Origin of the sequence: Microbacterium sp. che218 (assembly GCF_040436305.1) — a bacterium.
Taxonomy (GTDB): Bacteria; Actinomycetota; Actinomycetes; order Actinomycetales; family Microbacteriaceae; genus Microbacterium; species Microbacterium algihabitans.
On sequence record NZ_AP031501.1, the window covers coordinates 523,033 to 549,389 of the forward strand.

Sequence of the window (26,357 nt, forward strand, 5' to 3'; positions counted from 1 at the left end):
CGACCTCACTTCATCAGACGCTCGCGCACCTCGCGCCGCAGGACCTTGCCGATCAACGAACGGGGGAGGTCGTCGACCACGATGACCCGGCGCGGCACCTTGTAGGCGGCCAGGCGGGTCTTGCAGAAGTCGCGGATCGCTTCGGGCTCGAGCTCGACGCCGTCACGCAGCACGATGGCGGCCGCGACGTCTTCTCCGCCCTGCGACTTCGGCAGCGCGACGACGGCGGCCCCGGCGATGTCGGGGTGCGAGGTGAGCACGTCTTCGACCTCGCTCGGCGAGACGTTGAAGCCTCCGGTGATGATGATCTCTTTCAAGCGGTCGACGATGGTGACGAAGCCGTCGGTCGAAACCGTCGCGATGTCACCCGTGCGCAGCCATCCGCCCCGCAACAGGGTCTCGGCGGTGTCGCCCGGTCGGTTCCAGTACCCCTGGAACACCTGGGGTCCGCGCAGAAGCAACTCACCGGCCTCACCGAGCGGTCGGTCGACGGACGGGTCTTCGGGGTCGACCACGCGGATGTCGGTGCTCGGGAACGGCACGCCCACCGTGCCGGGACGACGTGACGGCCCGATGGGGTTGCCCAGCGCCACCGGGGACGACTCGGTCATGCCGTACCCCTCGACGAGCAGGCCACCGGTCGCGGCCTCCCAGCGGTCGACGGTCGCGACCGGAAGGCTCATCGCCCCGGAGATGGCGAAGCGCACGCTGGTGAGGTCGATCGTGCCGCGGGCGGCGGCGCGGGCGAGCTGGTCGTAGATCGGCGGAACGGCCGGCAGGAACGTCGGCGGGCTCTTCTTCGCCGCGGCGGCCACCAGCTCGAGGTCGTACTTCGGGAACAGCACGAGCTTCGCGCCGATGCTCATCGCGAAGGTCAGGCACAGGGTGAGCCCGTAGGCGTGGAACAGCGGCAGCACGCCGTAGAACGTCTCTTCGCCGTCATGCAGCCCTGGAACCCAGGCGCGCCCCTGCATCGCGTTCGCGCGCAGGTTGGCGTGGGTGAGCACGGCGCCCTTCGGAGTGCCGGTCGTGCCGCTGGTGTACTGCAGCAGGGCGATGTCGTCGAGCTGCGGGCCTCGATGCTTGCGCGAGAGCGCGCCCCGGGTCAGCAGCTTCGCCCACGCCGTCGGGCGCTTCGAGGTCGGCTCGGCGGTGAGCTGGGCACGTGCGGCGCGGGCCTTCGCGATCGGCAGTCGCAGCGCGAGGCGCTTTCCGAGCGGGAGCGCGGCGGTGATGTCGACGCTGACGATGTGCTCGAGCGCGAGATCGGAGGGGAACTCGGCGACGGTGTCGGCGATCTTGTCCCACACGATCGCGAACCGCGCGCCGTGGTCTTCGAACTGATGGCGCAGCTCGCGCGGCGTGTAGAGCGGGTTGTGCTCGATCACGATCGCGCCGAGCCGCAGCGTGGCGTAGAACGCCACGACGTGCTGCGGGCTGTTCGGCAGGATGAGCGCGACGCGATCGCCCGCGCGCACGCCGAGCCGGCGCAGCCCCTCGGCCGCGCGCGATACCTGGTCACCCAGTTCGCGATAGGTCGTCGTCGCGCCGAAGAACTCGAGCGCGGCCTTCTTGCCGTACGCCGCGACGCTCGCGGCGAGCATCTCGGGCAGCGTCTGCGACGGTGCGTCGATGTCGAGCGGCACTCCCTCGGCGTAGGAGGTCGACCACGGACGCGAGGCGTAGGGGGAGTCCTGCATGCTCCCATCCTTGCGTGGACCTCCGACATCGCGGCGGAGGGGCGCCTGTGCGGATGCCGGGAACCCGGCCGGTCTCGCCATCCGGCGCCGCGAGGCCTACCCTGGCGGGCATGTGCCGCAACATCGTCCCCCTGCACAACTTCGAGCCTCCGGCGACGGATGCCGAGTGCCACGACGCCGCGCTCCAGTTCGTCCGCAAGATCGTGGGCACGACGAAACCGTCACGGGCCAATCAAGAGGTCTTCGATCGCGCTGTCGCCGAGATCTCGGCATCCGTCCGGCATCTGCTCGACGACCTAATCACCGCTGCCCCTCCGAAGGTGCGTGAGGAGGAGGCCGCCAAGCGGCAGGCCCGTTCCGCGGAGCGCTACGAGGCGATCCGGGTGTTCCAGGAGCAGAAGCGCGCGGCGCGCGCCGGCTGAGAGCTGACACGACGAAGCGACGCCCGCCCTCACCGCGAGGGCGAGGACGGGCGTCGAGCAGGCCGAGCTCAGACGAACTCGGTGTGACGACGACGACGCGAACGCAGGTACGCGCCGAGAGCGAGCAGACCCGCCGCGAGCACCGCAGCGCCGATCGGCAGGGCCGCACCCGTGGTGGCGAGCGGCGATCCGCTGCCGCCCTGACCGGCACCCGTGCCGGCACCGGCACCCGCGCCCGCCGACTGCGAGGGCTCGGGGGAGGGAGCCGTGGTCGGGGCGGGCGAAGCAGCGGCCGACACGGTCACCGAGGTGGTCTTGGTCGTGCCGGTCTGCGCACCGCGGACGGTGACCTCGTACGTGCCCTCGGCCTCGGGGGCGGTCGCTTCGAACCGGGCCGATCCCCGCAGCGCGTCGCGCTGACCGAGGTCCGCGGCATCCGTCACCGCACCCGTCAGCTGCCAGTCGGCCGCGAAGCCGTCGGCCGCCACGATGAAGGTGTCGCCGGGGCGCACCTCCGACGGAACCGACACGGTCGCCTCGGCGCTCAGCGCGACCAGGTTCTGGTTGAGCGCGAGACCGTTCGCGGCGGTGAAGAACAGGTCGGTCTGATCGGTCAGCCCCACCACGTTGGCCGCGCCCGGACCGTAGCCCGCGATGCGCACCTGCGCGCCGGTGTGCTGCTGGGAGCCACCCTCGGGCGAGGTGCCGTACGCGACGATCATCGGCTGACCGTCGGCGGTGACGAGGTGCGTGTTCAAACCGGGGATCGCCGAGCCGACGATCTGGCTGGTGTGGGCGTGGTCGGCGGTCACGACCACGAGGGTGTCGCCCTGGGTGCGTGCGAAGTCCATCGCGACCTGCACGGCCTCGTCGAGGTCGACGGTCTCACCGATCTGGCCGCACGCGTTGGCAGCGTGATCCTGCTTGTCGATGCTCGCGCCCTCGACCTGTAGGAAGAAGCCCTCGTCGCCGTCGAGCAGGTCGATCGCCTTCGAGGTGAGGGATGCCAGCGACAGGCCGCTCGCGAGACGCTCGGGGTTCTCGGTGCACGACACGGCCTCGGGCAGGTCGCCGCCCGCCGTGAGGTCGGTGGCCTCGGGGCCGTTCCACCGCACGGGGAAGTTGCCTTCGCTGAACAGCCCGAGCAGCGGCTGATCGGCGTCGGCCGCGGTGACCGCGTCGAGGCCGGCGGCGTCATCGACGAGCGTGTACCCGCGGTCCTCGGCCTGCGCGAACAGCGTCTCGCCCTTCCAAGCGCCGGCCGCGGCGGTCTGCGTGAAGCTCGCCGAGCCGCCACCCAGGGTGACATCGGGGCGCACGTTCAGCAGCTGCTCGCTGATCGAGCCGAGGCCACCGTTCTCGAGAGCCTCCGACGAGCACTTCTCGGTGGTCTGCTCGGGGCCGTAGCAGCCGCGCGCCGAGATGTGCGCAATCTCGGCACCGGGGGTCGCGTCCTGGATCTCGGCGGTCGAGACGTTGCCCGTCTTCAAGCCGTTTGCCTTCGCGATCTCGAGCAGGGTGGACTGCGGCTTGTTCTGGAAGTCGACGCTGAGGCGACCGTTGACGGTCTTGGTGCCGGTCGACCAGGCGCTGGCCGTCGACGCCGACTCGGAGGCGTAGTTGGGCTGACCCTGCTCGTTCACCGAGTAGGTCGTGTACTGGCCCGTGAGCGGCAGCGCGTCGATGCCGGCGAAGCGTCCGCCCGCACCCTCGGCGTAGTTGCGGGCGACCGTGATCTCCGAGTCGCCCATGCCGTCACCGATGAGCAGGATGACGTTCTTGGCGGGGCCGTCGACGATCGACTCGCGCAGGGCGTCGGTCATGTCGCCGTCGTTGCGCGTGGCGCCGCCGTGCTCGGCCACGTCGCCGGGGGTCGCCGCGAGGGCGGGAGCTGCGAGCATCGCCACCGAGGTCGAGGCGGTCAGCGCCACGGCGACCGCGGCGGCGGCCGTTCTGAGGCGTCGAGAAGTGCGTGAGTCCATGGGGGGATTCCTTCGTCCTATCGAGGCGGTCGTCGACCGCTGTTCCAGACCATCCGCGTCAGGGCACCTCCGACCCGCGCGCAGGTGAAGATCAGGTGTCCGATCGGTTGCCACTCGCCCACTTCGGCCCGGTGTGAGGGGTTCGTCCGTAGGCTCGCAGCGATGACCTCCGCCGTCTCGCCTCCCCCCGGCCGGCGCGCCGTCGGGCGCGCGATGCGACTCGTGTTCGCACTGTTCCTGCTGTGCAGCGCGTGGGCGACCACGCACCTGGATGTCGATGCCGGCGATCACGAAGGCACCGCCCACACGGCCGTCACCGTGGGGTCGTGGGCGCACACCGACCAGGACGGCACACCGGCGGTCGATCTCGTCCCTCCCGTCGAGGCGGATGCCGTGCACACCTCGACCGCTGATGGCACGACGGTCCTCGTGCTCGCTCTGGCCGCCGCGGTCGCCGTGGTGCCGTTCGTCACGCGGCGCGAACCGCTTTCCGTCGACGTCCCCGGCGCGCCACCGCCGCGGCATCCCCTCCTCCTCTCTTCCATCTCCCGTACCTGATCCGACACGCAGCCGCGCCTCCGCGGCTCGACGGCCGTCGTCCGATGGCCGGTTCCGTGTCGATCAGCGTCGGGAGACCTCCATGTCCTCTGTACCCGCGGTGCCCCGCACCGTTCGTTCCGCGCCGCGCGGTCGTCGGCAGGTCCGCCTGGCCGCTGACGACCTGGCCGAGATCATCGAGCTCGCTCTCGCGAGCCCCGGCCCCTCGACGGTCGCCGTCCTCGAGCAGATCGCCGGTCATGACGGCGACGGCGCGAGCGAGGTGATCGCGCGGATCCTCGCCCGCACTCGTCCTACCCCGCGTCGCGCTGCCGCCGGTCGTGGCCCACGCCGCGGCATCCGAATCGAGGGAACGGTGCCCGCGAGCCCGAGACCCATGACCGGAGCCGACGCGCCCGCGCGAGCTGACGGGACTATCAGCGTGGTCGGCAGCCCCGGAACCGGCAAGTCCACCCTCATCCGCTGGATGGCGCACCGACGGGCACGCCCGCTCGCGACGATCGACCTCGACTCGGCCGACGCGGTCGATCAGCTCGCCGACGGGATGCGGCACGAGGTCGGCCCCGGCATGACCGTCGCGCTGCTCCACGCGCACACGCGCGAGCCCTCGCTCGTGGCGACTCTTCTGGCCGCCGTCCCGCGGGGATGCCTGACCCTGGTCGAGACAACGGTTCCGGATGCCGTGCCCCCGACCGACCACGTGATCACCGTGCAGCTTCCCTCGGTCGACGCGATCGATGAGCTGCTGCGGACCGAGATCGACGGACTCGACCCGCGCGAGGCGCGGATCCTCGCGGCGTTGAGCCTCGGCGAGACGCCCCGCGCGCTCATGCGCGGGATCGAGCGCGCCCGCCGCTTCGCCGCGGCCACCACCGTGCCCGGGGACCGGGCGCTGCGCACGGTGACGCAGGAGAGGTTCGCGGCGCTGCCGCCCGCACGACGACGCGCGGCCGCCGAGGCGCTGCTGCGCGACGGTCAGCTGAGCCAGCGGGCCGTCAGCGAGCTGACCGGGGTCAGTCGCGACACCTTGCGGCGTTGCGCGGTGTGAACCGGGCGGCGTGCGGCTTCACCGTCGAGTGCGCGGGGAACGGCATCCGGAATCGAGTGCCGAGCAACCGGCGCGTGAGAGGGGGAGCGACCGGTGTCGCGCATGCGAAGACACCCCCGCCGAACGCGGCGATGCCCGCCCCCGCGAAACGGCGGGGACGGGCGTCGACGTGGATGATCGGGTGATCAGACCCCGAAGTACAGCTCGTACTCGAAGGGGTGCGGGCGCTGGGCGATCGGCTGGATCTCGTTCTCGATCTTGTACTCGATCCAGGTGTCGATGAGCTCCTGCGTGAAGACGCCACCGGCGAGCAGGAACTCGTGGTCGGCGCGCAGAGCCTCGAGCGAGTCGAGCAGCGAGTTCGGAACCTGCGGGATGTTCTTGGCCTCTTCGGCGGGGAGCTCGTAGAGGTCCTTGTCGACGGGCTCGTGCGGCTCGATGCGGTTCTTGATGCCGTCGATGCCGGCCATCAGCTGCGCCGCGAACGCGAGGTACGGGTTGCCCGAGGCGTCGGGAGCGCGGAACTCGATGCGCTTGGCCTTGGGGTTGGTACCCGTGATGGGGATGCGGATGGCCGCGGAGCGGTTACCGGCCGAGTACACCAGGTTGACCGGAGCCTCGAAGCCCTTCACCAGACGGTGGTAGCTGTTGAGGGTCGGGTTGGTGAAGGCGAGGACGGCGGGCGCGTGCGCCAGCAGACCACCGATGTACCAACGGGCGACGTCGGAGAGCCCGCCGTAGCCGGTCTCGTCGTAGAACAGCGGCTTGCCGTCGTTCCACAGCGACTGGTGCGTGTGCATGCCGGAGCCGTTGTCACCGAAGAGCGGCTTGGGCATGAAGGTCGCGACCTTACCCCACTGCTCGCAGGTGTTCTTGACGATGTATTTGAACTTCAGGATGTCGTCGGCCGCGTGCAGCATCGTGTCAAAGCGGTAGTTGATCTCCTGCTGACCACCGGTGCCGACCTCGTGGTGCGAACGCTCGAGCGCGAAGCCCGCCTCGATCAGCTTGAGGGTGATGTCGTCACGCAGGTCGGCCGTCTTGTCGACCGGCGAGACGGGGAAGTAGCCGCCCTTGTAGGGGGTCTTGTTGGCGAGGTTTCCGCCTTCTTCTTCGCGACCGGTGTTCCAGGCGCCCTCTTCGGAGTCGACCGAGTAGAAGCTCGAGTTCTGCTTCACCTCGTAGCGGACGTCGTCGAAGATGTAGAACTCGGCCTCGGGGGCGAAGAACGCGGTGTCGGCGATGCCGGTGGAGGCGAGGTACTTCTCAGCCTTCTTGGCGACCTGGCGCGGGTCCTTGCCGTAGATCTCACCGTTGCGGGGGTTGTAGATGTCGAAGATCATGACGAGGGTCTTGGCCTCGCGGAACTGATCGACGTACGCGGTCGTCACGTCGGGGATCAGCTGCATGTCCGACTCGTGGATGTTCGCGAACCCGCGGATCGACGAGCCATCGAACAGCTGTCCGACGGTGAAGAACTCCTCGTCGACGGTCGAGGCGGGGATGTTGAAGTGCTGCTGCACACCAGGAAGATCCGTGAAACGGATGTCGAGGAACTTGACGTCCTCGTCCTGGATGAACTTGAGCACCTCGGACGAATCTTTGAACATGAAGACTCCAGAGGTAGAACATTCGGGATCATGCCGGCCTCGGCCAGCCTCCTCGACCCTACCCAGAACCGGTGTCCCGGTCATATCTCGCGTGTTTCCGGGATGTTACGTCGGCCCGATTACGCTGGATGCCGTGACCCTCCCCGCAGAGAACGACTACCCGGGCCAACGGCTCGGCCTTCCCCGCGAAGGACGCGGCTCGATCGCCCGTCCGGGCCGGAGGATCGCCGCCCTCCTGATCGACGTCGCGAGCGCGGGACTCATCGGGTTCGCCTTCTTCTCCACCCCCGACCCGGTGACGGGAGTGCCGTTCGCGAACCCCGTCGCGACCAACCTGATCTTCTTCGCCGTGCAGATCCTGTTCATCCCGCTCATCGGCGGAAGCCCCGGGCACCGGATCATGGGGATGCGCCTCGAGCTGGCATCCGGAGGCTGGGTCGGCCTGTGGCGCCCGATCGTCCGCACGATCCTTCTGGCCCTGATCATCCCCGCGGTCGTCTTCGACTCCGACCAGCGCGGCCTCCACGACAAGGCCGTCGGCACGATCCTCGTCCGCGGCTGACACGAAACGGCCCCCGCCTGAGCGGGGGCCGTCGTCGTGTGGGGGTCAGCGCGGGCGCGGAGCGCGCATCTTGGTCGGGTCGACGCCCTTGGGGATCGGCAGCGACGACAGGCCCTGCGACACCGACGACACGCGCTTGATGACGGCGGCCATCGTGGAGCGGTCGACCTTCTTGGGCAGCGCCTTGATGGTCGAAGCGAGCTTGGCGATCGGCACCTCGTCGTCGCCGTGTCCGACGTAGAGCACCGTGACCGGCACACCGGCGGCTACGCGCAGCACGCGCGAGCGCTCTTCGCCGACCAGGCGGGTCAGGCGGCTGCGGTTGCCCTCGCCGATCAGCACGACGCCACCGCGGCCGATGGCGCGGTAGAGCGCCTCCTGCGTGCGCGGGTTGACGCCGACGGGCGCCTCGGAGGCCTGCCAGTTGCGGCCGAGCGACGACGACAGCACGTGACCGGTCGCGCCGGGCATGCCGTCGATCTTCTTGTACATGGCCGTCGTCGACAAGCGGGTCATCGTGATCATGCCGGCCAGGATGCCGGCGAGCAGACCGGTGACCGCCCAGAGGATGACGCTCCACACCGCCAGCGGCGGGATCAGGAAGCCGACGAGCACGCCGAGGGCGATGCCCACCAGCACGATGCCGGCGAGCAGGAACGGCAGCCACTTGTACTCCTTCTGCGTGAAGGTGTACAGGGTTTTGATCTGCGAGAAGAAGCCCGGACGCTTCTCGGGCGTGGTGGTGCGAGCGGCCATGGTGACGATTCTATCTTCGACGCGGACTCCTCCTCCCCAGTGCGTGGATCGGACACATCGTCCACGGATCGAGCGAGCGGCTCCGCGCAGTCGTGTGGAGGTCGACGACGATCGGCGCATGAGCACTGCCACGGCATCCGTCCTCGTCGAATCCTTCGACGCCTACCTCCGGCGTCGCGCCCTCAGCGCCGTCGCACTCGTCCCCGGCGAGGCCGTGACCGCCGCCGTCGGGTTGCTGCGCGGGTGCCGCTCCGTCGTCGGGAGGATCGCGCGCACAACGTGGTGGCTCACGGCGGAGGGGCGCCCCGTCGCCATCCCCGACGAGGCCGGAGGCGACCCCATCGAGGAGACGGCGTCGTGTCTGGAGCGATTGACGGATGCCGCTGCAGACGACGACACGCGAGGTCTGCTGACCCGCGCACACGAGACGGTGCTGACGAGACCCCCGCGCGAGTGGGACGCCCTCGAACGGCGGCTGTTCGCGCATGCCGCACCCGAGCCGCTCGTGCTGGGACCATTGACTCCCGCGCACGTCACCTCGCCGCCCCCGAGCATTCGCTCGGACGAGGGCGAGTCGCCACTGGCGCTGCGGCTCGTCGACGCTGATCTGGCCGAGGCCGTCCGTGAGAGTCTCGCCCAGCTGCGCACGCGGTGGCGGTCTTCGCCAGGGATGCGCATGGCGCTGATCGGTACGGCGACGGCGGCCGTCCTCGCGGTCGCCCTGGCGCTGCTGCTCCCGGCAGGCCAGCACGACCCCGCCGCGACCACTGCGACGACGATCGTCGCGGATTCAGCGTCGACGCCCACGCCGACCGTCGTGCTGTCGACGGCCGAGCCCGCCGACGAACGCCTTCCCCTGATCGACGACGTGGTCGAGGGCGCTCGCGCGCTGTTCGGCGAGATCGACGCCTGCCAGGACGAACCGGCCTGCGTAGCGGCTCACGAGGAGGACTCGGCGTTCCCACGCGAACCGCTGCTGCCGATGGCCGCGGGCGGGCAGATCTCGTTGATCGACGACTTCGGGGGAGTGGCCGTCGTCTCGCTCGAGAGCGCCGACGTCACGCAGTACGTCACGCTCGTACGCCAGAAAGACCGATGGCTGGTCCGCGCCGTCAGAACGGTCGCGGACCAGCCATCATGAGCTGGGGCTCGGTCGGATCAGATCCCGAGGTCGCCCTCGAACTGCGCCGCCTCGAGACGGGCCTTGACCGTGCCCAGGAAGCGGGCGGCGTCGGCACCGTCGATGATGCGGTGGTCGTACGACAGGGCGAGGTAGACGTACGAACGGACCGAGATCGCGTCCTTGCCGTCGACCGAGACCACACCAGGCTTCTTCACGACGGCACCGAGGCCGAGGATCGCCGACTGCGGCAGGAACACGATGGGCGTGTCGAACAGCGCGCCGCGCGAACCGGTGTTGGTCAGCGTGAAGGTGCCGCCAGCGAGCTCGTCGGGCTTCAGCTTGTTGTCGCGCGTGCGGGCGGCCAGATCGGCGATCTCGCGAGCCAGCTGGGCGATGTTCTTGTCGCCTGCGTCCTTGACGACCGGAGTCAGCAGGCCGCGCTCGGTGTCGACGGCGATCGACACGTTCTCGTGGGCGGGGTAGACGATCTCGTCGCCCTCGACCGTCGAGTTGATGATCGGGTAGGCCTTGAGACCCTCGATCGCGGCGATCGCGAAGAACGGCAGGAACGAGAGCTTGTCGCCCGTCTTCTGCTGGAACTCGCCCTTCATGCGGTCGCGAAGCGAAGACAGCTTGGTCACGTCGACCTCGACGACGGTCGTCAGCTGGGCCGTGGCCTGCATCGACGCGACGGCGCGCTCGGCGATGACCTTGCGCAGACGCGACATCTTCTGCGTCGTGCCACGCAGGGGCGAGACCTCGACGGGAGCGGGGGCTGCGGTCGGGGCCGACGCGGCGGGAGCCGCAGCAGCGGGAGCCGACTTCGCGGCCTCTGCGGCCTTGAGCACGTCTTCCTTGCGGATGCGTCCACCGACGCCGCTGCCCTTGACCGAAGCCAGGTCGACGCCCTGCTGCTGAGCGAGGCGACGCACGAGCGGGGTGACGTAGGTCACATCGTCGTTGGACGACGCGGCCGGAGCCGATGCCGGAGCGGACGCAGCCGGGGCGGGCTGCTCAGCGGGCTTCTGCTCGGCGGGCTTCGCCTCGGCGGCGGGGGCGGGCTGCTCGGCCGGCTTCTCCTCCGCCACGGGGGCGGGCTGCTCGGCCGGCTTCTCCTCGGCGGCCGGGGCGGCGGGCGCCTCGGGCTGCGCGGCCGGAGCGGCACCGCTGCCGATGCGGGCCAGAGCGGCACCGACGTTCACGGTCTCGTCTTCCTGGACCAGGATCTCCTGCAGCGTGCCGGCGACCGGCGACGGGATCTCGGTGTCGACCTTGTCGGTCGAGATCTCGAGCAGCGGCTCATCGACCGCGACGTCGTCGCCGACGGCCTTCAGCCAGCGGGTGACGGTGCCCTCGGTCACGCTCTCGCCGAGCTCGGGGAGCTTGACCTCGGTGGAGTCGCCGCTCGCGGCGGGCGCGGACTCGGCGGCGGGCTGCTCGGCGGCCGGCTGCTCGGGAGCGGCCTCGGCGGGGGCCGCCTCTTCGGCGGGAGCGGACTGTTCCTCGGCCGGGGCCTGCTGAGGGGCGTCGTCGGACGAGGCGGCGCCGGAGCCGTCACCGATCTTCGCCAGGACGGCGCCGACCTCGACGGTCTCGTCTTCCTGCACGAGGATCTCTTCGATCACGCCCGAGACGGGCGAGGGGATCTCGGTGTCGACCTTGTCGGTCGAGATCTCCAGCAGACCCTCGTCCTCCTGGACGGTGTCACCGACCTGCTTGAGCCAGCGGGTGACCGTTCCCTCGGTGACGCTCTCCCCGAGAGCGGGGAGGACGACGGAAGTGCTCATGAATATGTCTCCTTCGTACCGGATGCGGTATCTAGCTTAGTGACCGGTTTGTGGTCAGAGTGCGTGCAGCGGCTTGCCCGCGAGTGCCAGGAAGGCCTCGCCGAGCGCCTCGCTCTGCGTGGGGTGTGCGTGGATGAACGGGGCGATGTCTTCCGGATGCGCTTCCCAGCCCACGGCGAGCTGGGCCTCCGAGATGAGCTCGCCCACGCGGTCGCCCACGAGATGCGCGCCCACGACCGGGCCATCGACGCGGCGGACGATCTTGACGATGCCCGAGGTGCCGATGATCTCGCTGCGGCCGTTGCCCGCGAGGTTGTACTCGTACGCCTTGACGGCCTCGGATCCGTAACGATCCTGAGCCTGCGCCTCGGTGAGGCCGACGGAGGCCACCTCGGGGTGCGAATAGGCGACGCGCGGAACGTCGATGTCGGAGACCAGCACGGGGGAGAGCCCCGCGATCTCCTCCGCGACGAAGATGCCCTGCTGGAACCCGCGGTGGGCCAGCTGGAGTCCGGGGACGATGTCGCCGACGGCCCAGACGTGCGGTGCGGCGGTGCGCAGGCGCTCATCGGTCTGCACGAAGCCGCGGTCGAGCACGACGCCTGCCTCCTCGTAACCGAGACCGGCGGTGACCGGACCGCGACCGACCGCGACGAGCACGCAATCGGCGACGAGTTCGCTGCCGTCGTCGAGCGTCACCGTCACGGCGTCGGCCGTCTGAGTGAGCGTGTCGTAACGACGACCGAGCTGGAACGCGATGCCGCGCTTGCGGAACGCGCGCTCGAGGGCCTTGCTCGACGAGACGTCCTCGGCCGGGAGCAGGTGGGGGAGAGCTTCGACGATCGTGACGTCGACGCCGAACGAACGCCAGACGCTCGCGAACTCCACGCCGATCACGCCACCGCCGAGCACCACCACGCGGTCGGGGATCACGTCGAGGTCGAGGGCTTGCTCGCTGGTGAGCACGCGTCCGCCGATCTCGAGGCCCGGAAGGCTGCGGCTGTACGAGCCCGTCGCGAGGATCACGTCGGTGCCGCGGTACACATCGTCGCCGACACGGACGGCGGGTCCGGCCTCGAGCGAGCCCTCGCCCGACACGACACGGATGCCGCGGGCGGAGATCAGTCCTTCGAGGCCCTTGAACTTTTTCGCGACGATCCCTTCGCGGTACGACCGCACGCGCGCCGGGTCGATGCCACCGAAGGTCACGTCGACGCCGATGTCAGCCGCGCCGCGGGCGGCGTCGGCCACCTCGCCGGCGTGCAGGAGCGCCTTGGTCGGGATGCACCCACGGTGCAGGCACGTGCCGCCGAGCTTGTCCTTCTCGACCAGCACGACGTCCTTGCCGAGTTCGGCGAGACGCAGGGCCGCCGCGTAGCCGCCGCTGCCGCCGCCCAGGATGACGACGTCGGCGGTGTGATCGGTCATCGCGCGCCGCCCGCGGAGATCATCTCCACCAGCGAACGCACGGTCGCGCCGGTGACGCCCTTGTCGGTGTACCCGAACGGCGCCGCCTTGTTCATGCCGACGCCGGCGATGTCGAGGTGCACCCACGGGATGCGAGGCGCGTCGGCCGCATCGGACACCCGACCGACGAAGTGGCGGAGGAAGAGCCCCGCGAACAACGATCCACCGGCGGGGTCGCCGATCTTCGCGTTCTGCAGGTCGGCGATGGGGGAGTCGAGGTCGTCGACCATGTGGTCGGGCAGCGGCAGCTGCCACGCGAGCTCGGCGGTGCGCGCCGACGCCGCGAGGTACTCGGCCACTGCCGCTTCCTCGCCCATGACGCCGGTGTGGCGGTTGCCGAGGGCGACGGTGATGGCGCCCGTGAGAGTCGCCACGTCGACGATGAGGTCGGGGTTGTCACGGCTGGCCGCGGCGAGACCGTCGGCGAGCACGAGGCGCCCCTCGGCGTCGGTGTTGAGCACCTCGACGGTGGTGCCGTCGAGGGTGCGCAGCACGTCACCCGGGCGCGTGGCGCGACCCGACGGCATGTTGTCGGCGATGCACAGCCAGGCGCTGACCTTGACCGGCAGCTCCATCTCGGCCGCAGCCTTCAGCACGGCGAGGACCGTGGCGGCTCCGCACATGTCGTACTTCATGCCGACCATGGATGCCGGCGGCTTCAAGGAGAGTCCACCGGTGTCGAACGTGATGCCCTTGCCGACGAGGGCGACGTGACGCTCGGCGCCGGCCGGTGCGTAGTCGAGGCGCACCATGCGCGGCGGGCGGTCGGATCCCTGCCCGACGCCGAGGATGCCGCCGTAGCCGCCCTCGCGGAGGGCGTTCTCGTCGAGCACCTCGACCTCGACCGGCAGGCCCTTGACGGCCTCGACGGCCGCGTCGGCGAAGTCGGCGGGTCCGAGCCACTCGGCGGGGGTCGTCACGAGGTCCTTCACCAGGGCCACGGCGCCCGAGACGGCGGCCACGGCCGCGACGTCGGCGTCGGACGGGGCGTCGGTGCCCGTGACCGTCACCTGGGTGGCGCGGGGTTTGGCGGACTTCTTCTTGTAGTCGGCGAACCGGTAGCCACCCAGGGCGGCTCCCTCGGCAAGCGGCTTCCAGGCCGAGGCGACCAACGACTGCACGGCGACGTGCGCGAAACCGGTGAGCTGTCGCAGCCCGGTGCCCGCGGCATCGCGCAGGGCGGCCTCGCTCGGGTCGGTGCCGGCGCCCGCGACGGCGACCGGGGTCGACACACCCGGAACGTGCACGCGCTGGAACGAGCCGGAGGCCCCCGTGAAGCCCACCGCCGACAATGCGGCGAACAGTCCGGACCAGCCGTCCGGATCGGCCGCTCCTTCCGAAACGGTCGGGACGATCAAGAGGATCGCGTCGGCGTCGGATTCGAGGGAGGGGGCGGAGGTGTACGCCACGGAGGGGAACGGCATGAGATCCATCCTAGGTTCGCCCGTGTTCGCTAGCAGCGGGACGCACCGCCGCCGACGCATTCGCGACCGCTCGTAGAGTGGAAGCATGCCCTCATCCGTCCCGCTGTACGACCGCGCCCCCGCGGCGCCGCCCGTGCCGTCGGGCCTGCCGCTCGTGATCGCTCTCACCGGGTTCACCGACGCAGGCGGAGCCGTGTCTCGTCTCGTGGAGTACTTCCGCGACGACCTCCAGCCGAACCCCGTGTTCGTCTTCGACAACGACGCGCTCCTCGACTACCGGGCGCGTCGGCCGGTCATCACCTTCGTCGAAGACCACCTGACCGACTACCGCCCCGCGCGCCTCGAGCTGTCGCTCGCGCACGACTCGCTGGGGCACCCCTTCCTCCTGCTCGCCGGCTACGAGCCGGACTTCCTCTGGGAGGCCTTCGCCGAGACGGTCCTCGAGCTGTCGGCGGGCCTGCAGGTGTCGTCGGTCAGCTGGGTGCACGCGATCCCCATGCCCGTCCCGCACACGCGCCCCATCGGCACCACCGTCAGCGGCACACGCCCCGACCTCGCCGAGGCCCACTCCGTCTGGCGTCCGCACACGCAGGTGCCCTCCACCGCCGGACACCTGCTCGAATACCGCTTCGCCGAGGCGGGCGCCAAGGTCGCCGGCTTCGCTCTTCTCGTTCCGCACTACCTCGGCGACACCGAGTACCCCGCCGCCGCCCTGGCCGGTCTCGACAGCCTCACGGTGGCGACCGGCCTGGTCTTCTCCGGAGAAGTGCTGCGCGAAGAGAACCGCGAGTTCATCGCCAAGGTGACCGAGCAGGTCGAGGGCAGCGACGAGCTGACCCGCATGCTCGAGGGACTCGAGGAGCGCTACGACGCCTACATGGCCGGCTCCACCTCGGCCACCCCGATCATCCACACGGGCGACCTGCCGAGCGCAGACGAACTGGCCGCGGAGCTCGAGCGCTTCCTCGCCTCGCGCCCCGGCGACGACGACCGCCGCGGCAAGCTCGGCTGAACCCGGCCTCGACGGTCCCGGATACCGGGGGACTCGGCATCCGCCCGCACTGCTCTCCCCGCGCCGTGTTCGGAGATCCCGGATGCCGAGAACTCGGCATCCGGTTCGCTCTTCTCCCGCAGCGCTGGGCGATGTTCCCGGCCTGACCGGGCCGGCGGGAATGCACGGGGGCGCCGAGGCGTTCTCTACGCATAGATCCCCGGTCCACGTCAAGTCCCGGTCTGGGGATGTGAGACAATGAAGAACCTGACCCGTTGTCACCCGGTCCAGGAGCCCCGCTCCTCGGCTCGGGACTTGACAAGGGTCTTACTAGTGTCCGAGAACGACCGGCGGCCGTGCAACGTACGTTCCCGGTGAAAGGCGAAACGTGGCAGGCACGACAACCAAGACCCGCTCCCGGAGTGCGAAGGACACCGAGCTCGAGAACTCCGAGGAGACCGTGACGGCGTCGACGACGACGACCGCGAAGAAGGCTCCCGCGAAGAAGGCCCCCGCCAAGGCCAAGGCTGCGCCCGCGAAGGCGAAGACGAAGGCCAAGAAGGACGACGACCTCGAAGACGAAGAGGACGCCGAAGTCGAAGCCGACGTCGACCTCGAAGCCGACGACACCACCGACGCCGACGATTCCGACGACGCGGCCAAGACCGACACGAAGAAGACCGACGACGACGAGGACGACGAGACCCCGGCGGCGCCCGCCGAGGCTCTTCCCACCGGCGCGATCGTCATCTCCTCGAGCGACGAAGACGACGTCCCCGTCTACTCCGCGCAGATCACCGGCGCCACCGCCGACCCGGTCAAGGACTACCTGAAGCAGATCGGCAAGGTCCCGCTCCTGAACGCGGCCGAAGAGGTCGAGCTCGCGATGCGCATCGAGGCCGGCCTGTTCGCCGAAGAGAAGCTGTCGAACATGTCGGCGGCCGAGAAGACCGGCCAGCTCGGACTCGACCTGCAGTGGGTCGCCCGTGACGGTCAGCGCGCCAAGAGCCACCTGCTCGGCGCCAACCTCCGCCTCGTGGTCTCGCTCGCCAAGCGCTACACCGGTCGCGGCATGCAGTTCCTCGACCTCATCCAGGAGGGCAACCTGGGCCTGATCCGTGCGGTCGAGAAGTTCGACTACACCAAGGGCTTCAAGTTCTCGACCTACGCCACCTGGTGGATCCGTCAGGCCATCACCCGCGCCATGGCCGACCAGGCCCGCACCATCCGCATCCCGGTGCACATGGTCGAGGTCATCAACAAGCTCGCGCGCGTCCAGCGTCAGATGCTGCAGGACCTCGGTCGCGAACCCACGCCCGAAGAACTCAGCCGCGAGCTCGACATGACCCCCGAGAAGGTCATCGAGGTGCAGAAGTACGGCCGCGAGCCCATCTCGCTGCACACGCCCCTCGGCGAAGACGGAGACAGCGAGTTCGGTGACCTCATCGAGGACACCGAGGCCGTCGTCCCCGCCGACGCGGTGGGCTTCACCATGCTGCAGCGCCAGCTCGAGTCGCTCCTCGACTCGCTCAGCGAGCGCGAGGCCGGCGTGATCCGCATGCGCTTCGGCCTCGGCGACGGTCAGCCCAAGACCCTCGACCAGATCGGCGACACGTTCGGCGTCACGCGCGAGCGCATCCGCCAGATCGAGTCGAAGACCATGGCGAAGCTGCGTCACCCCAGCCGCTCGCAGTCGCTGCGGGACTACCTCGAATGAGCGCGGAGGCCAACGCCGGCAAGGCGCTCACCGTCACCGTCGAGGGCACCTCGTACGCCCGCATCCCGATCCGCACGCGGGTCGTCATGCCGGGCGACGACCTCGACGCGTTCATCCTCGAGTACGCGAAGGATGCCGTGCAGCCGGGCGACCTGCTGTTCGTCACCGAGAAGATCGTCGCGATCACGCAGGGCCGGTCGTTCAAGCTCGACACGATCAAGCCTCGCAAGCTCGCGCTCTTCCTGTCGAAGTACGTCACCCGCACGCCCTACGGCATCGGCCTGGGCATGCCCGAGACGATGGAGATGGCGCTGCGCGAGTGCGGAACGCCCCGCATCCTGTTCGCCGCGGCCGTGTCGGCCGTGACCAAGGCGTTCGGGCGCAAGGGTGACTTCTACCGCATCGCTGGCGACAAGGCACGCGCGATCGACGGTCCGACCAAGGGCACGATCCCGCCGTACAACCAGGCCGTCGTGCTCGGTCCCGAGCGCCCCCGCGAGGTGGCCGCCCGCCTCAAGTCGCTGCTCGGCGGCGACCTTCAGGTGGCCGTCGTCGACATCAACGACCTGGGTGGCAACATCCTCGGCTCCACGATGGACAAGGCCGGCGAGAAGCGCCTCGTCGCGATCCTCAAGGACAACCCGCTCGGTCAGGGTCACGAGTCGACGCCGCTCGGCATCGTGCGCCACAACTGACAGAACTCGTCGAAAGGCCCGTCCCGTTCTCGGGGCGGGCCTTTCGCGTTCCCGGATGCCGGCAACTCACGGAACCGAGGTGGCTGACCCTGTCGAAGCCACCGCAATCCGCAGAGCCCCCAACCCAGGTGGCTGAGCCTGTCGAAGCCACCGGACCCCACGCCACTCCCGACCCAGGTGGCTGAGCCTGTCGAAGCCACCGGACCCCACGCCCGCCCCGGCCCCTTCCGACAAGCTCAGGGACCTCGCCAACCCAGGTGGCTGAGCCTGTCGAAGCCACCGGACCCCACGCCACTCCCGACCCAGGTGGCTGAGCCTGTCGAAGCCACCGGAGCCCACGCCCGCCCCGGCCCCTTCCGACAAGCTCAGGGACCTCGCCAACCGCTCCGACGACGAGAGGCCCGGCCCCACGCGGGGGACGGGCCTCTCGGCATCCGGATCAGAACCCGATGGCGGCCTGGTAGCGCGGCTTGTGTCCGGTGCGGATTCCGGTCACGCTCGGCTTGTTCTCGTACACACCGGCGCCCCAGTTGCCCTCGACGAGCACGGGGCCGTCGGGGCCGACGACGATGTCCCAGCCGACGTACTGCACCTGCGGAACGACGCGCGCGACCTCGTCGACGAACGCCTTGACCTCGTCGATCATCGGCAGCTGGAAGTCGGCGATGCGCGCGCCCGAGTCGGGGTGCAGCTCGTGCACGTGACCGTGCGAGTCGTAGCCGGCGCCGAGGGCGTGGCCGTTCTCGTCGAGCATCGTGTAGAAGCCGCCGAAGGTCATCTGGTCGCTGACCGCGCCGCGGCCGAACTTCTGCGCCATGGCGAGGATGTGGGTCTTCTGTCCGTCGAAGAACGCGGTGACGCGAGTGGTGTTGACAGTGCCGGGGCAGACGGCCGCGAGGTCGTCGTGCTGGCGGATGACCTCTTCGACGAGGATCTCGCCGCGCTCGAGCAGTCCGCGGTGGAAGGCGCTCCAGTCCTCGACCTCGGCCGCATGGTAGCGGTGCACGCCGGTGCCCGCCTGACCGACCGGCTCCTTGGTGACAATGGTGCCGAGGCGCTCGGTGAAGGCGCGCAGTTCGTCGGCGTTGCCGGCATCCACCACCATCCACTCACGGCGCAGGAACTCGCTGAACCGCCGGTCGAACTCGACCTTGTCCTGGAACAGGCCGCGGAAGTCGGGGTGGTCGTACTTCTGCGAGATCTGGTTCGACACCGGGTGCGTCATGTACGTCGAGCGCTCGGCGGGGGTGAGGATCGCGAAGTCGTAGTCGATGTAGTCCTGGAAGCCGACGTTCTTCACACCGGCCTGGTAGAGCATGTCGGCGACGACGAGCGGCAGGGCCTTGCCGTGCTGGCTCGAGGCCTCTTTGGCTCGTTCGACGACCGAGCCGACATCGATGCGGCGGGCGCGTCCGGCGAGGTAGCGGAGGCGCGTGACGGGGGAGAAACCCTTGTGAGGCATGAGGCTCCGGGGTCGGGGATCACGGACCTCGTTAGTCTAGAGGGGTGACCTCCACGCTCCCTGCCCGCTCGCCCGAGGCCGGGGGAGTGGCACCCGTGGCCCTCGTCTCCGAGTCCGCCTTGCGCCGCAATGCGCCCCTCGCCCTTGCCGCCGGCATCGCGACCGGCGGCGACGACGTGCTCGCCGCCGACGCGTGGGGGCACGGCGCCGAGTGGGTGCGCTCGGTGCTGGAGGATCTCGGAATGGATGCCGCCCCTCTCGATGCCGCGGTCCTGTTCGGCATGCCCGGCTCGCACGCGCAGCCCGTTCTGTCGCTGCGCGGGCGCGCGCTGGGCACCAAGCCGCTGCTGCGTGGAGAGGGCGTCTCGTATGGCTACACGCATCGCGCGCCCCATGACACCACCGTGGCCCTCGTCACCGGCGGTTACGCCCAGGGCGTGGTGCGCTCTCTCGGCAACGCCGCCACCGTCGCGATCGGCGGGCGTCGGCACCGTATCGTCGGGCGCGTCGCGATGGACGTCTGCGTGGTCGACGTCGAGGAGGCGACGGTCGAGCGCGGGGCCGAGGTCGTCTTCTTCGGCGATCCGGCGGAGGGTCATCCTTCGCTCGAGGAGTGGACGGATGCCACGGGCCTCGGCGCCGCGGAGATCGTCGCCGTCGTCGGTGTCCGCGCCGATCGGCGGGTGAGCGCATGAGCGCCGTCTACCGCGTCGACCTCGACGCCTTCGCGCGCAACCTCCGTCGCGTGCGCGAGGCCGTGGCCCCCGCGGCGCACATGCTCGTCGTGAAGGACGACGCCTACGCCCACGGGCTGGAGCCGATCGTGACGCGCGCCGTCGCGGAGGGCGTCCGCTGGATCGGCGCCTTCGACGTGGTCACCGGGGCCGCTGTCCGGCGCATCGCCGGGCCCGACGTGCGGATCTTCGTGTGGCTCATCGGCGGACCCGACGACCTGGCGGCGGGTATCGCGGCCGACCTCGATCTCGGTATCGGCGACGAAGCGCTCCTCGACGATCTCTCCCGACTCGAGGCCGATCGGCCCGCCCGCGTGCACCTCAAGATCGACACGGGCCTGCACCGCAACGGCATCCGTCCGGAACGGTGGGAGGCCGCTCTCGCGCGGACCGCGGAGCTGGTCACGGCGGGGCGCGTCGCGTTCGAGGGAATCTGGTCGCACATCTCCGAGGCTTCGGACGCCGATGACGACGACGCCCGGGCGCTGTTCCTGGCGGCGCGCGAGACGGCCCGCGCAGCGGGACTCGACCCGCGTTTCTCGCACCTGGCCGCCAGCGCGGCCGGTTTCGCGAGAGGCGAGTTCCGCGAAGACCTCGTGCGGGTCGGCGCGTTCTCGTACGGCATCCGTCCCGCCGGAGGCCCAGGGGAGCAAGAGCTCGGCATCGAGCCGATCGCGACGCTGTGGGCCTCGGTGACAGCGGTGGATGCCGCGGGCGTGCACCTCGACGTGGGGAGCCTGCACGGGCTGCCCAGCGCTCTGGGCGCGCGCTTCGACGTGCTCACCCCCGAGGGACCGCGACGGGTCGAGGCGATCGCACCGACCGAGACGGTGCTCGCGCCGTGGGTCGGCGCTCAGGCGGGAGACGTGATCGCTGTGTTCGGTCCCGCGGCCCTGCATAGCGCGACCGATCTCGCCGAACTCATCGACACCATCGGTGAGGAGATCGCGCTCCGCGTGTCGCCCACCGTTGCGCGCACCTACGTCTCCACCGCCCCCTGAAACGCGGAACGGGCCCCGTCGCACTCGATGGAGTGCGCGGGGCCCGTTCCGACGTGATGGTCTCAGTCGGCGGCGTTGAGTCGCGCCGTCTCGTCGTGCCACGAGGTGGCGATGCTACGGAGCTTCTCTTCGTACTTGCGGCCGTGGTGTGCGCAGAACAGCAGTTCGCTGCCGTTCACCTCGGCGGCGATGTAGGCCTGCGCGCCGCAGGAGTCGCAGCGATCCGCCGCCGTCAGGCGGTGATCGAGGACGGCTGACGCTTCGGGTGCAGTCGTGGTGGTCATGTCGGGTGCCCTCCTCAGGTGGTCGTGGGCGAGTCTCCATATACAACCACGCGGATGTTTCCCTTATGCCGCGGCTTGATCACATTTCGCTGTGCGCGTACGGTGACCCGACCTCGCTGTGTGTCTGGCAGGCGATGTCGGTACCCCCGATTACGCTGGGAGATCGTGACGTCCGAGTACTCCGCCCATCATCTGCAGGTCCTCGAGGGCCTCGAAGCCGTGCGCAAGCGCCCGGGCATGTACATCGGGTCCACCGACTCGCGTGGTCTCATGCACTGCCTCTGGGAGATCATCGACAACTCCGTCGACGAAGCCCTCGGCGGCCACGGGTCGCGCATCGACATCGTGCTGCACGCCGACGGCAGTGTCGAGGTGCGCGACCGCGCCCGCGGCATCCCGGTCGACGTCGAGCCCCGCACCGGCCTCACCGGTGTCGAGGTCGTGTTCACTAAGCTGCACGCCGGCGGCAAGTTCGGGGGTGGCTCGTACGCGGCATCCGGTGGTCTGCACGGCGTCGGCGCCTCCGTCGTCAACGCGCTGTCGGAGCGCCTCGACGTCGAGGTCGACCGCGGCGGCAAGACCTACGCGATGTCGTTCCACCGCGGCGAGCCCGGGCAGTTCGCGGGCGACACCCCCGACTCGACCTTCACGCCCTTCGAGCGCAGCAGCGAACTGCGCGTCATCGGCAAGGCGCCGCGCGGGGTCACCGGCACGCGCATCCGCTACTGGGCCGACCGGCAGATCTTCACGAAAGACGCCGCATTCGGTCTCGACGAGCTCGTGCAGCGCGTGCGCCAGACGGCGTTCCTCGTGCCGGGCCTCGAGATCGTCGTGCAAGACGAACGGAGCGAGGAGCGCGTCGAGACGAGCTACCGCTTCGACGGCGGCATCTCGGAGTTCGCGGAGTTCCTCGCGCCTGACGCCGCGGTCACCGACACCTGGCGGCTCACCGGAACCGGCACGTTCACCGAGACCGTGCCGGTGCTGCAGCCCGGCGGATCGATGATCCCCACCGAGGTCGAGCGCGAGTGCGAGGTCGACATCGCGGTGCGCTGGGGCACCGGCTACGACACTACGACCCGCTCATTCGTGAACATCATCGCCACCCCCAAGGGCGGAACGCACCAGCAGGGCTTCGAGCAGGGGCTCATGAAGGTGCTGCGCGCGCAGGTCGAGCAGAACGCCCGCAAGCTCAAGGTCGGCAATGACAAGATCGAGAAAGACGATCTGATGGCCGGCCTCACGGCCGTCATGACCGTGCGCCTGCCGGAGCCGCAGTTCGAGGGACAGACCAAGGAGATCCTCGGCACGCCCGCGGTGCGACAGATCGTGGCATCCGTCGTGCAGAAAGAGCTCGCGGTCCGCTTCGCCTCGCCCAAGCGCGACGACAAGGCGCAGACCGCGCAGCTGCTCGAGAAGATCGTCTCCGAGATGAAGGCGCGCATCTCGGCGCGCACCCACAAAGAGACGCAGCGGCGCAAGAACGCCCTCGAGTCGTCGTCGCTGCCGGCCAAGCTCGTCGACTGCCGCTCGAACGACGTGAACGATTCCGAGCTGTTCATCGTCGAGGGCGACTCCGCCCTCGGAACGGCCAAGCTCGCGCGCAACAGCGAGTACCAGGCGCTGCTGCCCATCCGCGGCAAGATCCTCAACACGCAGAAGGCCTCGATCAGCGACATGCTGTCGAACGCCGAGTGCGCCTCGATCATTCAGGTGATCGGCGCCGGCTCCGGCCGCTCGTTCGATCTCGACGCCGCCCGCTACGGCAAGATCATCCTGATGAGCGACGCCGACGTCGACGGCGCGCACATCCGCACGCTGCTGCTGACGCTGTTCTTCCGGTACATGCGGCCGCTGGTCGAAGAGGGCCGCGTGTTCGCCGCCGTGCCGCCCCTGCACCGTGTGATCGTCATGAATCCGGGCTCCAAGCCCAACGAGACGGTCTACACCTACAGCGAGCAGGAGCTGCACGCCCTGCTCGCCAAGCTCAAGCGCGGCAACAAGCGCTGGCAGGAGCCGATCCAGCGATACAAGGGTCTGGGCGAGATGGATGCCGACCAGCTCGCGACCACGACCATGGACCGCGCCGGCCGCATGCTGCGCCGCGTGCGCGTGCAAGACATGGAGGCCGCGGCATCCGTGTTCGACCTGCTCATGGGCAGCGACGTCGCCCCGCGCCGCGAGTTCATCATCGACTCCAGCGACCGCTTGGCGCGCGAGCGCATCGACGTCTGAGCCTGCCGGGGTCCGTCGTCGAGCGGGCTCGCCGTCCTGCGGATTCGAGCCCCGACACGCCCCGACTCCGTGAGGCCGGACCGGCGTGTCGGTCACCGGTTCCGCACGACGGTCGACCACATCACCGGCCGCGCCGCGAGCCGCCGTCCTGCGGACACCAACCGCGACACACCGCCGCCCCGGTCGCCGGACCGGCGTGTCGGCACCCGCGTCCGCACGACGGCAGCCGTGACCGACCCGGCCCCCGCCCGGCCGCGGGCTCAGCGGACGACGGTGCCGATCGCGCCGACGACGGCGTCGAGGGGCTGACCTGAGGCGTCGCGCTTCGCGCCGGCATCCGGCAGCGCACGCACCGAGCCGTCGGGGCCGACCGCGCGGGGATCGGTGCCGACCCACGCCAGCACGAGGGCGTCTTCGCCGCGCAGGAGGCGCTGAGCGCGCACTCCGCCAGTGGCGCGCCCCTTGGCGGGGAACTCCGTGAAGGCCGACACCTTGGCGCTTCCGGCATCGGTGCCCGGCAGCGCGGCCGACGAGCCGGCCACGGTCACCACCACCGCGTCGAAGGCCGAGGCCCCGACGACGGCGAAGTCGATCACCCGTGCGCCGTCGGAGAGGCGGATGCCGGCCATGCCGCCCGCCGATCGTCCTTGGGGCCGCACGGAGGAGGCCTCGAAGCGCAGCAGCTGCGCATCGCTCGCGATGAACACGAGCTCGGCGTTGTCGCCGGCGGGAGCGGCGCCCACGACCCGGTCGCCGTCGCGCAGCGAGATGATCTCGATCTCGTCCTTCGTGCCGAGCTCGGTCGCCGCGACCCGCTTGACGACGCCCTGCTCGGTGCCGAGCGCGATGGTGGGGGAGTCGATCAGGGGCACGAGGGCCACGACCTTCTCGCCCTTCGCGAGCGCCAGGTACTGCTCGACCTTCGTGCCCGCGGCGACCTGCACCGAATTGGCCGGGACCGACGGCAGATCCACCGGTGAGAAGCGCACGAGACGCCCGGCGGAGGTCACCGCGCCGATGTCGCCGCGCGTGGTCGTGTCGACCGACGAGCGGATCGCGTCGTGCTTCGACCGGCGCGCGGGCGGCACCACACCACCGGCGGGGGCGTCGGCGACGAGCTCGGCGCGCACCATGCGGCCGGTGGCCGACAGGTACACGCGGCATGGGGCGTCGGCGATCTGCAGGTCGGCGGCGGCGGCCGCGGCCCTCGCCGAACGGGGCTGCACGGGTCCGCCGTTGAGCAGCATCGTGCGGCGCGGGGTGCCGTAGGCCTCGGCCGCGGCATCCAGTTCTTTCGCCACCTGCTGGCGCAGCAGCGTCTCGCTGCCCAGCAACTCGACCAGCTGCGCGATCTCGGCGTTCAACTGGTCGCGCTCGGCCTCGAGCTCGATGCGCGAGAACTTCGTGAGGCGGCGCAGCCGCAGCTCGAGGATGTACTCGGCCTGCGGGTGCGAGAGGTCGAAGACCTCCTGCAGGCGCGTGCGCGCTTCTTCGCTGTCATCGGACGAGCGGATGACCTGGATGACCTCGTCGATGTCGAGGATCGCGATGAGGAGGCCCTCGACCAGGTGAAGGCGCTCGCGCTTGCGCGCCAGACGGAACTCGCTGCGCCGCGTGACGACGCGGATGCGGTGATCGATGTACACCCGCAGCATCTCGCGCAGTCCCAGGGTCTGCGGCTGGCCGTCGACGAGGGCGACGTTGTTGATGCCGAAGGAGTCCTCAAGCGGCGTGAGGCGGTACAGCTGCTCGAGCACGGCCTTGGGGTCGAAGCCGGTCTTGATGCCGATCACCAGGCGCAGGCCGTTGTTGCGGTCGGTCAGGTCGGTGACGTCGGCGATGCCGGTGAGCTTCTTCGCCTGCACGGCGTCTTTGATCTTCTCGATCACGCGCTCGGGGCCGACGAGGTAGGGCAGTTCGGTGATGACGATGCCGGTGCGGCGCGGACCGAGCGACTCGATCGACGCCTTCGCGCGGGTGCGGAACGTGCCGCGACCGTTCGTGTACGCGTCTTTGATCCCGTCGAGACCCACGATGATGCCGCCCGAGGGCAGGTCGGGGCCGGGCACGAACTCCATGAGCTCTTCGACGGTGGCATCCGGATGCTGCAGCAGGTGGATCGCGGCGGCGACGACCTCGATGAGGTTGTGCGGCGCCATGTTCGTCGCCATGCCGACCGCGATGCCCGTCGCGCCGTTGACCAGCAGATTGGGAAAGGCGGCCGGGAGCACCTCGGGCTGCTGGAATTGACCGTCGTAGTTCGGGATGAAGTCGACGACATCTTCGTCGAGGTTCTCGGTCAGCGCCATCGCCGGGGGAGCGAGGCGCGCTTCGGTGTACCGGGGCGCGGCGGGACCGTCGTCGAGCGAGCCGAAGTTTCCGTGGCCGTCGACGAGGGGCACCCGCAGCGAGAAGTACTGGGCCAGGCGCACGAGGGCGTCGTAGATGGGGGCGTCGCCGTGGGGGTGGAGCTTTCCCATCACCTCGCCGACGACGCGGGCGCTCTTGACGTGCCCGCGGTCGGGCCGCAGCCCCATCTCGGCCATCTGGTAGAGGATGCGGCGCTGCACCGGCTTGAGTCCGTCGCGGGCGTCGGGGAGGGCCCGCGAGTAGATGACCGAGTAGGCGTACTCGAGGAACGACCCCTGCATCTCGGTCGAGACATCGACGTCTTCGATGCGCTCGACGACGGGTGACGTCGCGGAGGAGGAGGAACGGGAATCGGGCATAGGTGCGGCCTCGGGTCGGGCGGGCGTCGCGTCAGGACGGGGATCGGGAGTCGTGTGGAAGACTTGCCGA

At 69.9% G+C, this 26,357-nt stretch carries 21 protein-coding genes; 11 read left to right on the plus strand and 10 right to left on the minus strand.

Annotation, left to right across the window (positions count from 1 at the left end; translation table 11 throughout):
* Positions 1–5: 5 nt before the first annotated feature.
* Entirely contained in the window at positions 6–1,700 is a 1,695-nt protein-coding gene (locus ABXS86_RS02485; protein WP_353665511.1) for a long-chain-fatty-acid--CoA ligase, read from the minus strand.
* 110 nt (positions 1,701–1,810) lie between these two features.
* Between ABXS86_RS02485 and ABXS86_RS02490 the strand changes: the two genes are divergently transcribed.
* Entirely contained in the window at positions 1,811–2,122 is a 312-nt protein-coding gene (locus ABXS86_RS02490) for a DUF2277 domain-containing protein (RefSeq protein ID WP_353665512.1), read from the plus strand.
* A 68-nt stretch (positions 2,123–2,190) separates the two neighbouring features.
* On the opposite strand, the gene phoA is transcribed toward ABXS86_RS02490, so the two are convergent.
* A complete protein-coding gene (gene phoA, locus ABXS86_RS02495; protein ID WP_353665513.1) occupies positions 2,191–4,104 on the minus strand; it encodes an alkaline phosphatase in 1,914 nt (637 codons plus the stop codon).
* 162 nt (positions 4,105–4,266) lie between these two features.
* On the opposite strand from phoA, the gene ABXS86_RS02500 reads away from it, so the two are divergent.
* Positions 4,267–4,662, plus strand: coding sequence for a hypothetical protein (locus tag ABXS86_RS02500; protein ID WP_307211162.1), 396 nt, complete (start codon positions 4,267–4,269; stop codon positions 4,660–4,662).
* An 82-nt stretch (positions 4,663–4,744) separates the two neighbouring features.
* The gene (locus ABXS86_RS02505; RefSeq protein WP_307211161.1) at positions 4,745–5,710 is read left to right on the plus strand and encodes a hypothetical protein; all 966 of its coding nucleotides are present in this window, start codon (positions 4,745–4,747) and stop codon (positions 5,708–5,710) included.
* Between the two features lie 185 nt (positions 5,711–5,895).
* Here the strand turns inward: ABXS86_RS02505 and glnA are convergent, their stop codons facing one another.
* The gene (gene glnA, locus ABXS86_RS02510) at positions 5,896–7,320 is read right to left on the minus strand and encodes a type I glutamate--ammonia ligase (protein WP_056231492.1); all 1,425 of its coding nucleotides are present in this window, start codon (positions 7,318–7,320) and stop codon (positions 5,896–5,898) included.
* A 133-nt stretch (positions 7,321–7,453) separates the two neighbouring features.
* On the opposite strand from glnA, the gene ABXS86_RS02515 reads away from it, so the two are divergent.
* A complete protein-coding gene (locus ABXS86_RS02515) occupies positions 7,454–7,882 on the plus strand; it encodes an RDD family protein (protein WP_307211159.1) in 429 nt (142 codons plus the stop codon).
* Between the two features lie 45 nt (positions 7,883–7,927).
* Here the strand turns inward: ABXS86_RS02515 and ABXS86_RS02520 are convergent, their stop codons facing one another.
* A complete protein-coding gene (locus tag ABXS86_RS02520; RefSeq protein ID WP_251507138.1) occupies positions 7,928–8,638 on the minus strand; it encodes a DUF4191 domain-containing protein in 711 nt (236 codons plus the stop codon).
* 118 nt (positions 8,639–8,756) lie between these two features.
* Between ABXS86_RS02520 and ABXS86_RS02525 the strand changes: the two genes are divergently transcribed.
* Positions 8,757–9,779, plus strand: a complete 1,023-nt coding sequence (locus ABXS86_RS02525; RefSeq protein WP_353665514.1) for a hypothetical protein — start codon at positions 8,757–8,759, stop codon at positions 9,777–9,779.
* A gap of 17 nt (positions 9,780–9,796) precedes the next feature.
* On the opposite strand, the gene sucB is transcribed toward ABXS86_RS02525, so the two are convergent.
* The 3 genes from sucB to ABXS86_RS02540 are packed head-to-tail and all read right to left on the minus strand — an operon-like array spanning position 9,797 to position 14,439.
* Positions 9,797–11,548, minus strand: a complete 1,752-nt coding sequence (gene sucB / locus ABXS86_RS02530; protein WP_353665515.1) for a 2-oxoglutarate dehydrogenase, E2 component, dihydrolipoamide succinyltransferase — start codon at positions 11,546–11,548, stop codon at positions 9,797–9,799.
* Between the two features lie 54 nt (positions 11,549–11,602).
* Positions 11,603–12,976, minus strand: a complete 1,374-nt coding sequence (gene lpdA / locus ABXS86_RS02535; protein ID WP_353665516.1) for a dihydrolipoyl dehydrogenase — start codon at positions 12,974–12,976, stop codon at positions 11,603–11,605.
* Positions 12,973–14,439 carry a leucyl aminopeptidase gene (locus ABXS86_RS02540; RefSeq protein WP_353665517.1) on the minus strand — a complete coding sequence of 489 codons (1,467 nt, stop codon included), beginning with the start codon at positions 14,437–14,439 and terminating at the stop codon, positions 12,973–12,975. Before ABXS86_RS02540 ends, lpdA begins: the two co-directional genes overlap by 4 nt.
* Before the next feature lie 85 nt (positions 14,440–14,524).
* On the opposite strand from ABXS86_RS02540, the gene ABXS86_RS02545 reads away from it, so the two are divergent.
* The 3 genes from ABXS86_RS02545 to ABXS86_RS02555 all read left to right on the plus strand — a co-directional run bounded on the left by ABXS86_RS02545 (position 14,525) and on the right by ABXS86_RS02555 (position 17,842).
* On the plus strand, positions 14,525–15,451 hold the full coding sequence (locus tag ABXS86_RS02545; protein WP_144833574.1) for a proteasome assembly chaperone family protein: 927 nt from the start codon (positions 14,525–14,527) through the stop codon (positions 15,449–15,451).
* Between the two features lie 367 nt (positions 15,452–15,818).
* Positions 15,819–17,147 (plus strand): RNA polymerase sigma factor, encoded by a 1,329-nt coding sequence (locus ABXS86_RS02550; RefSeq protein WP_353665518.1) that lies wholly within the window; start codon positions 15,819–15,821, stop codon positions 17,145–17,147.
* Entirely contained in the window at positions 17,144–17,842 is a 699-nt protein-coding gene (locus ABXS86_RS02555) for a coenzyme F420-0:L-glutamate ligase (RefSeq protein WP_251507150.1), read from the plus strand. Before ABXS86_RS02550 ends, ABXS86_RS02555 begins: the two co-directional genes overlap by 4 nt.
* A 439-nt stretch (positions 17,843–18,281) precedes the next feature.
* On the opposite strand, the gene ABXS86_RS02560 is transcribed toward ABXS86_RS02555, so the two are convergent.
* Entirely contained in the window at positions 18,282–19,304 is a 1,023-nt protein-coding gene (locus tag ABXS86_RS02560) for a sugar-transfer associated ATP-grasp domain-containing protein (protein ID WP_353665519.1), read from the minus strand.
* A 44-nt stretch (positions 19,305–19,348) separates the two neighbouring features.
* On the opposite strand from ABXS86_RS02560, the gene ABXS86_RS02565 reads away from it, so the two are divergent.
* A complete protein-coding gene (locus ABXS86_RS02565; protein ID WP_353665520.1) occupies positions 19,349–19,999 on the plus strand; it encodes an alanine racemase C-terminal domain-containing protein in 651 nt (216 codons plus the stop codon).
* On the plus strand, positions 19,996–21,039 hold the full coding sequence (locus tag ABXS86_RS02570; RefSeq protein WP_353665521.1) for an alanine racemase: 1,044 nt from the start codon (positions 19,996–19,998) through the stop codon (positions 21,037–21,039). The genes ABXS86_RS02565 and ABXS86_RS02570 overlap by 4 nt, the downstream gene beginning before the upstream one ends.
* Before the next feature lie 62 nt (positions 21,040–21,101).
* On the opposite strand, the gene ABXS86_RS02575 is transcribed toward ABXS86_RS02570, so the two are convergent.
* Entirely contained in the window at positions 21,102–21,323 is a 222-nt protein-coding gene (locus ABXS86_RS02575; RefSeq protein WP_144833563.1) for a hypothetical protein, read from the minus strand.
* A gap of 165 nt (positions 21,324–21,488) precedes the next feature.
* On the opposite strand from ABXS86_RS02575, the gene ABXS86_RS02580 reads away from it, so the two are divergent.
* Entirely contained in the window at positions 21,489–23,558 is a 2,070-nt protein-coding gene (locus ABXS86_RS02580; RefSeq protein WP_409988234.1) for a type IIA DNA topoisomerase subunit B, read from the plus strand.
* A 260-nt stretch (positions 23,559–23,818) separates the two neighbouring features.
* Here ABXS86_RS02580 and ABXS86_RS02585 read toward each other — a convergent pair whose 3' ends face one another.
* A complete protein-coding gene (locus ABXS86_RS02585; RefSeq protein WP_353665522.1) occupies positions 23,819–26,287 on the minus strand; it encodes a DNA topoisomerase (ATP-hydrolyzing) subunit A in 2,469 nt (822 codons plus the stop codon).
* Positions 26,288–26,357: the final 70 nt, after the last annotated feature.

What these genes read in the sequence shown, in the direction of transcription:
- ABXS86_RS02500 (WP_307211162.1), top strand. Translation starts at nt 4,267, where the DNA reads ATGACCTCCGCCGTCTCGCCTCCCCCCGGCCGGCGCGCCGTCGGGCGC.
- ABXS86_RS02560 (WP_353665519.1), bottom strand. Translation starts at nt 19,304, where the DNA reads ATGCCTCACAAGGGTTTCTCCCCCGTCACGCGCCTCCGCTACCTCGCC.
- ABXS86_RS02555 (WP_251507150.1), top strand. Translation starts at nt 17,144, where the DNA reads ATGAGCGCGGAGGCCAACGCCGGCAAGGCGCTCACCGTCACCGTCGAG.
- lpdA (WP_353665516.1), bottom strand. Translation starts at nt 12,976, where the DNA reads ATGACCGATCACACCGCCGACGTCGTCATCCTGGGCGGCGGCAGCGGC.
- sucB (WP_353665515.1), bottom strand. Translation starts at nt 11,548, where the DNA reads ATGAGCACTTCCGTCGTCCTCCCCGCTCTCGGGGAGAGCGTCACCGAG.
- ABXS86_RS02520 (WP_251507138.1), bottom strand. Translation starts at nt 8,638, where the DNA reads ATGGCCGCTCGCACCACCACGCCCGAGAAGCGTCCGGGCTTCTTCTCG.
- ABXS86_RS02545 (WP_144833574.1), top strand. Translation starts at nt 14,525, where the DNA reads ATGCCCTCATCCGTCCCGCTGTACGACCGCGCCCCCGCGGCGCCGCCC.
- ABXS86_RS02505 (WP_307211161.1), top strand. Translation starts at nt 4,745, where the DNA reads ATGTCCTCTGTACCCGCGGTGCCCCGCACCGTTCGTTCCGCGCCGCGC.
- ABXS86_RS02490 (WP_353665512.1), top strand. Translation starts at nt 1,811, where the DNA reads ATGTGCCGCAACATCGTCCCCCTGCACAACTTCGAGCCTCCGGCGACG.
- ABXS86_RS02575 (WP_144833563.1), bottom strand. Translation starts at nt 21,323, where the DNA reads ATGACCACCACGACTGCACCCGAAGCGTCAGCCGTCCTCGATCACCGC.
- glnA (WP_056231492.1), bottom strand. Translation starts at nt 7,320, where the DNA reads ATGTTCAAAGATTCGTCCGAGGTGCTCAAGTTCATCCAGGACGAGGAC.
- ABXS86_RS02540 (WP_353665517.1), bottom strand. Translation starts at nt 14,439, where the DNA reads ATGCCGTTCCCCTCCGTGGCGTACACCTCCGCCCCCTCCCTCGAATCC.
- ABXS86_RS02485 (WP_353665511.1), bottom strand. Translation starts at nt 1,700, where the DNA reads ATGCAGGACTCCCCCTACGCCTCGCGTCCGTGGTCGACCTCCTACGCC.
- ABXS86_RS02570 (WP_353665521.1), top strand. Translation starts at nt 19,996, where the DNA reads ATGAGCGCCGTCTACCGCGTCGACCTCGACGCCTTCGCGCGCAACCTC.
- phoA (WP_353665513.1), bottom strand. Translation starts at nt 4,104, where the DNA reads ATGGACTCACGCACTTCTCGACGCCTCAGAACGGCCGCCGCCGCGGTC.
- ABXS86_RS02525 (WP_353665514.1), top strand. Translation starts at nt 8,757, where the DNA reads ATGAGCACTGCCACGGCATCCGTCCTCGTCGAATCCTTCGACGCCTAC.
- ABXS86_RS02585 (WP_353665522.1), bottom strand. Translation starts at nt 26,287, where the DNA reads ATGCCCGATTCCCGTTCCTCCTCCTCCGCGACGTCACCCGTCGTCGAG.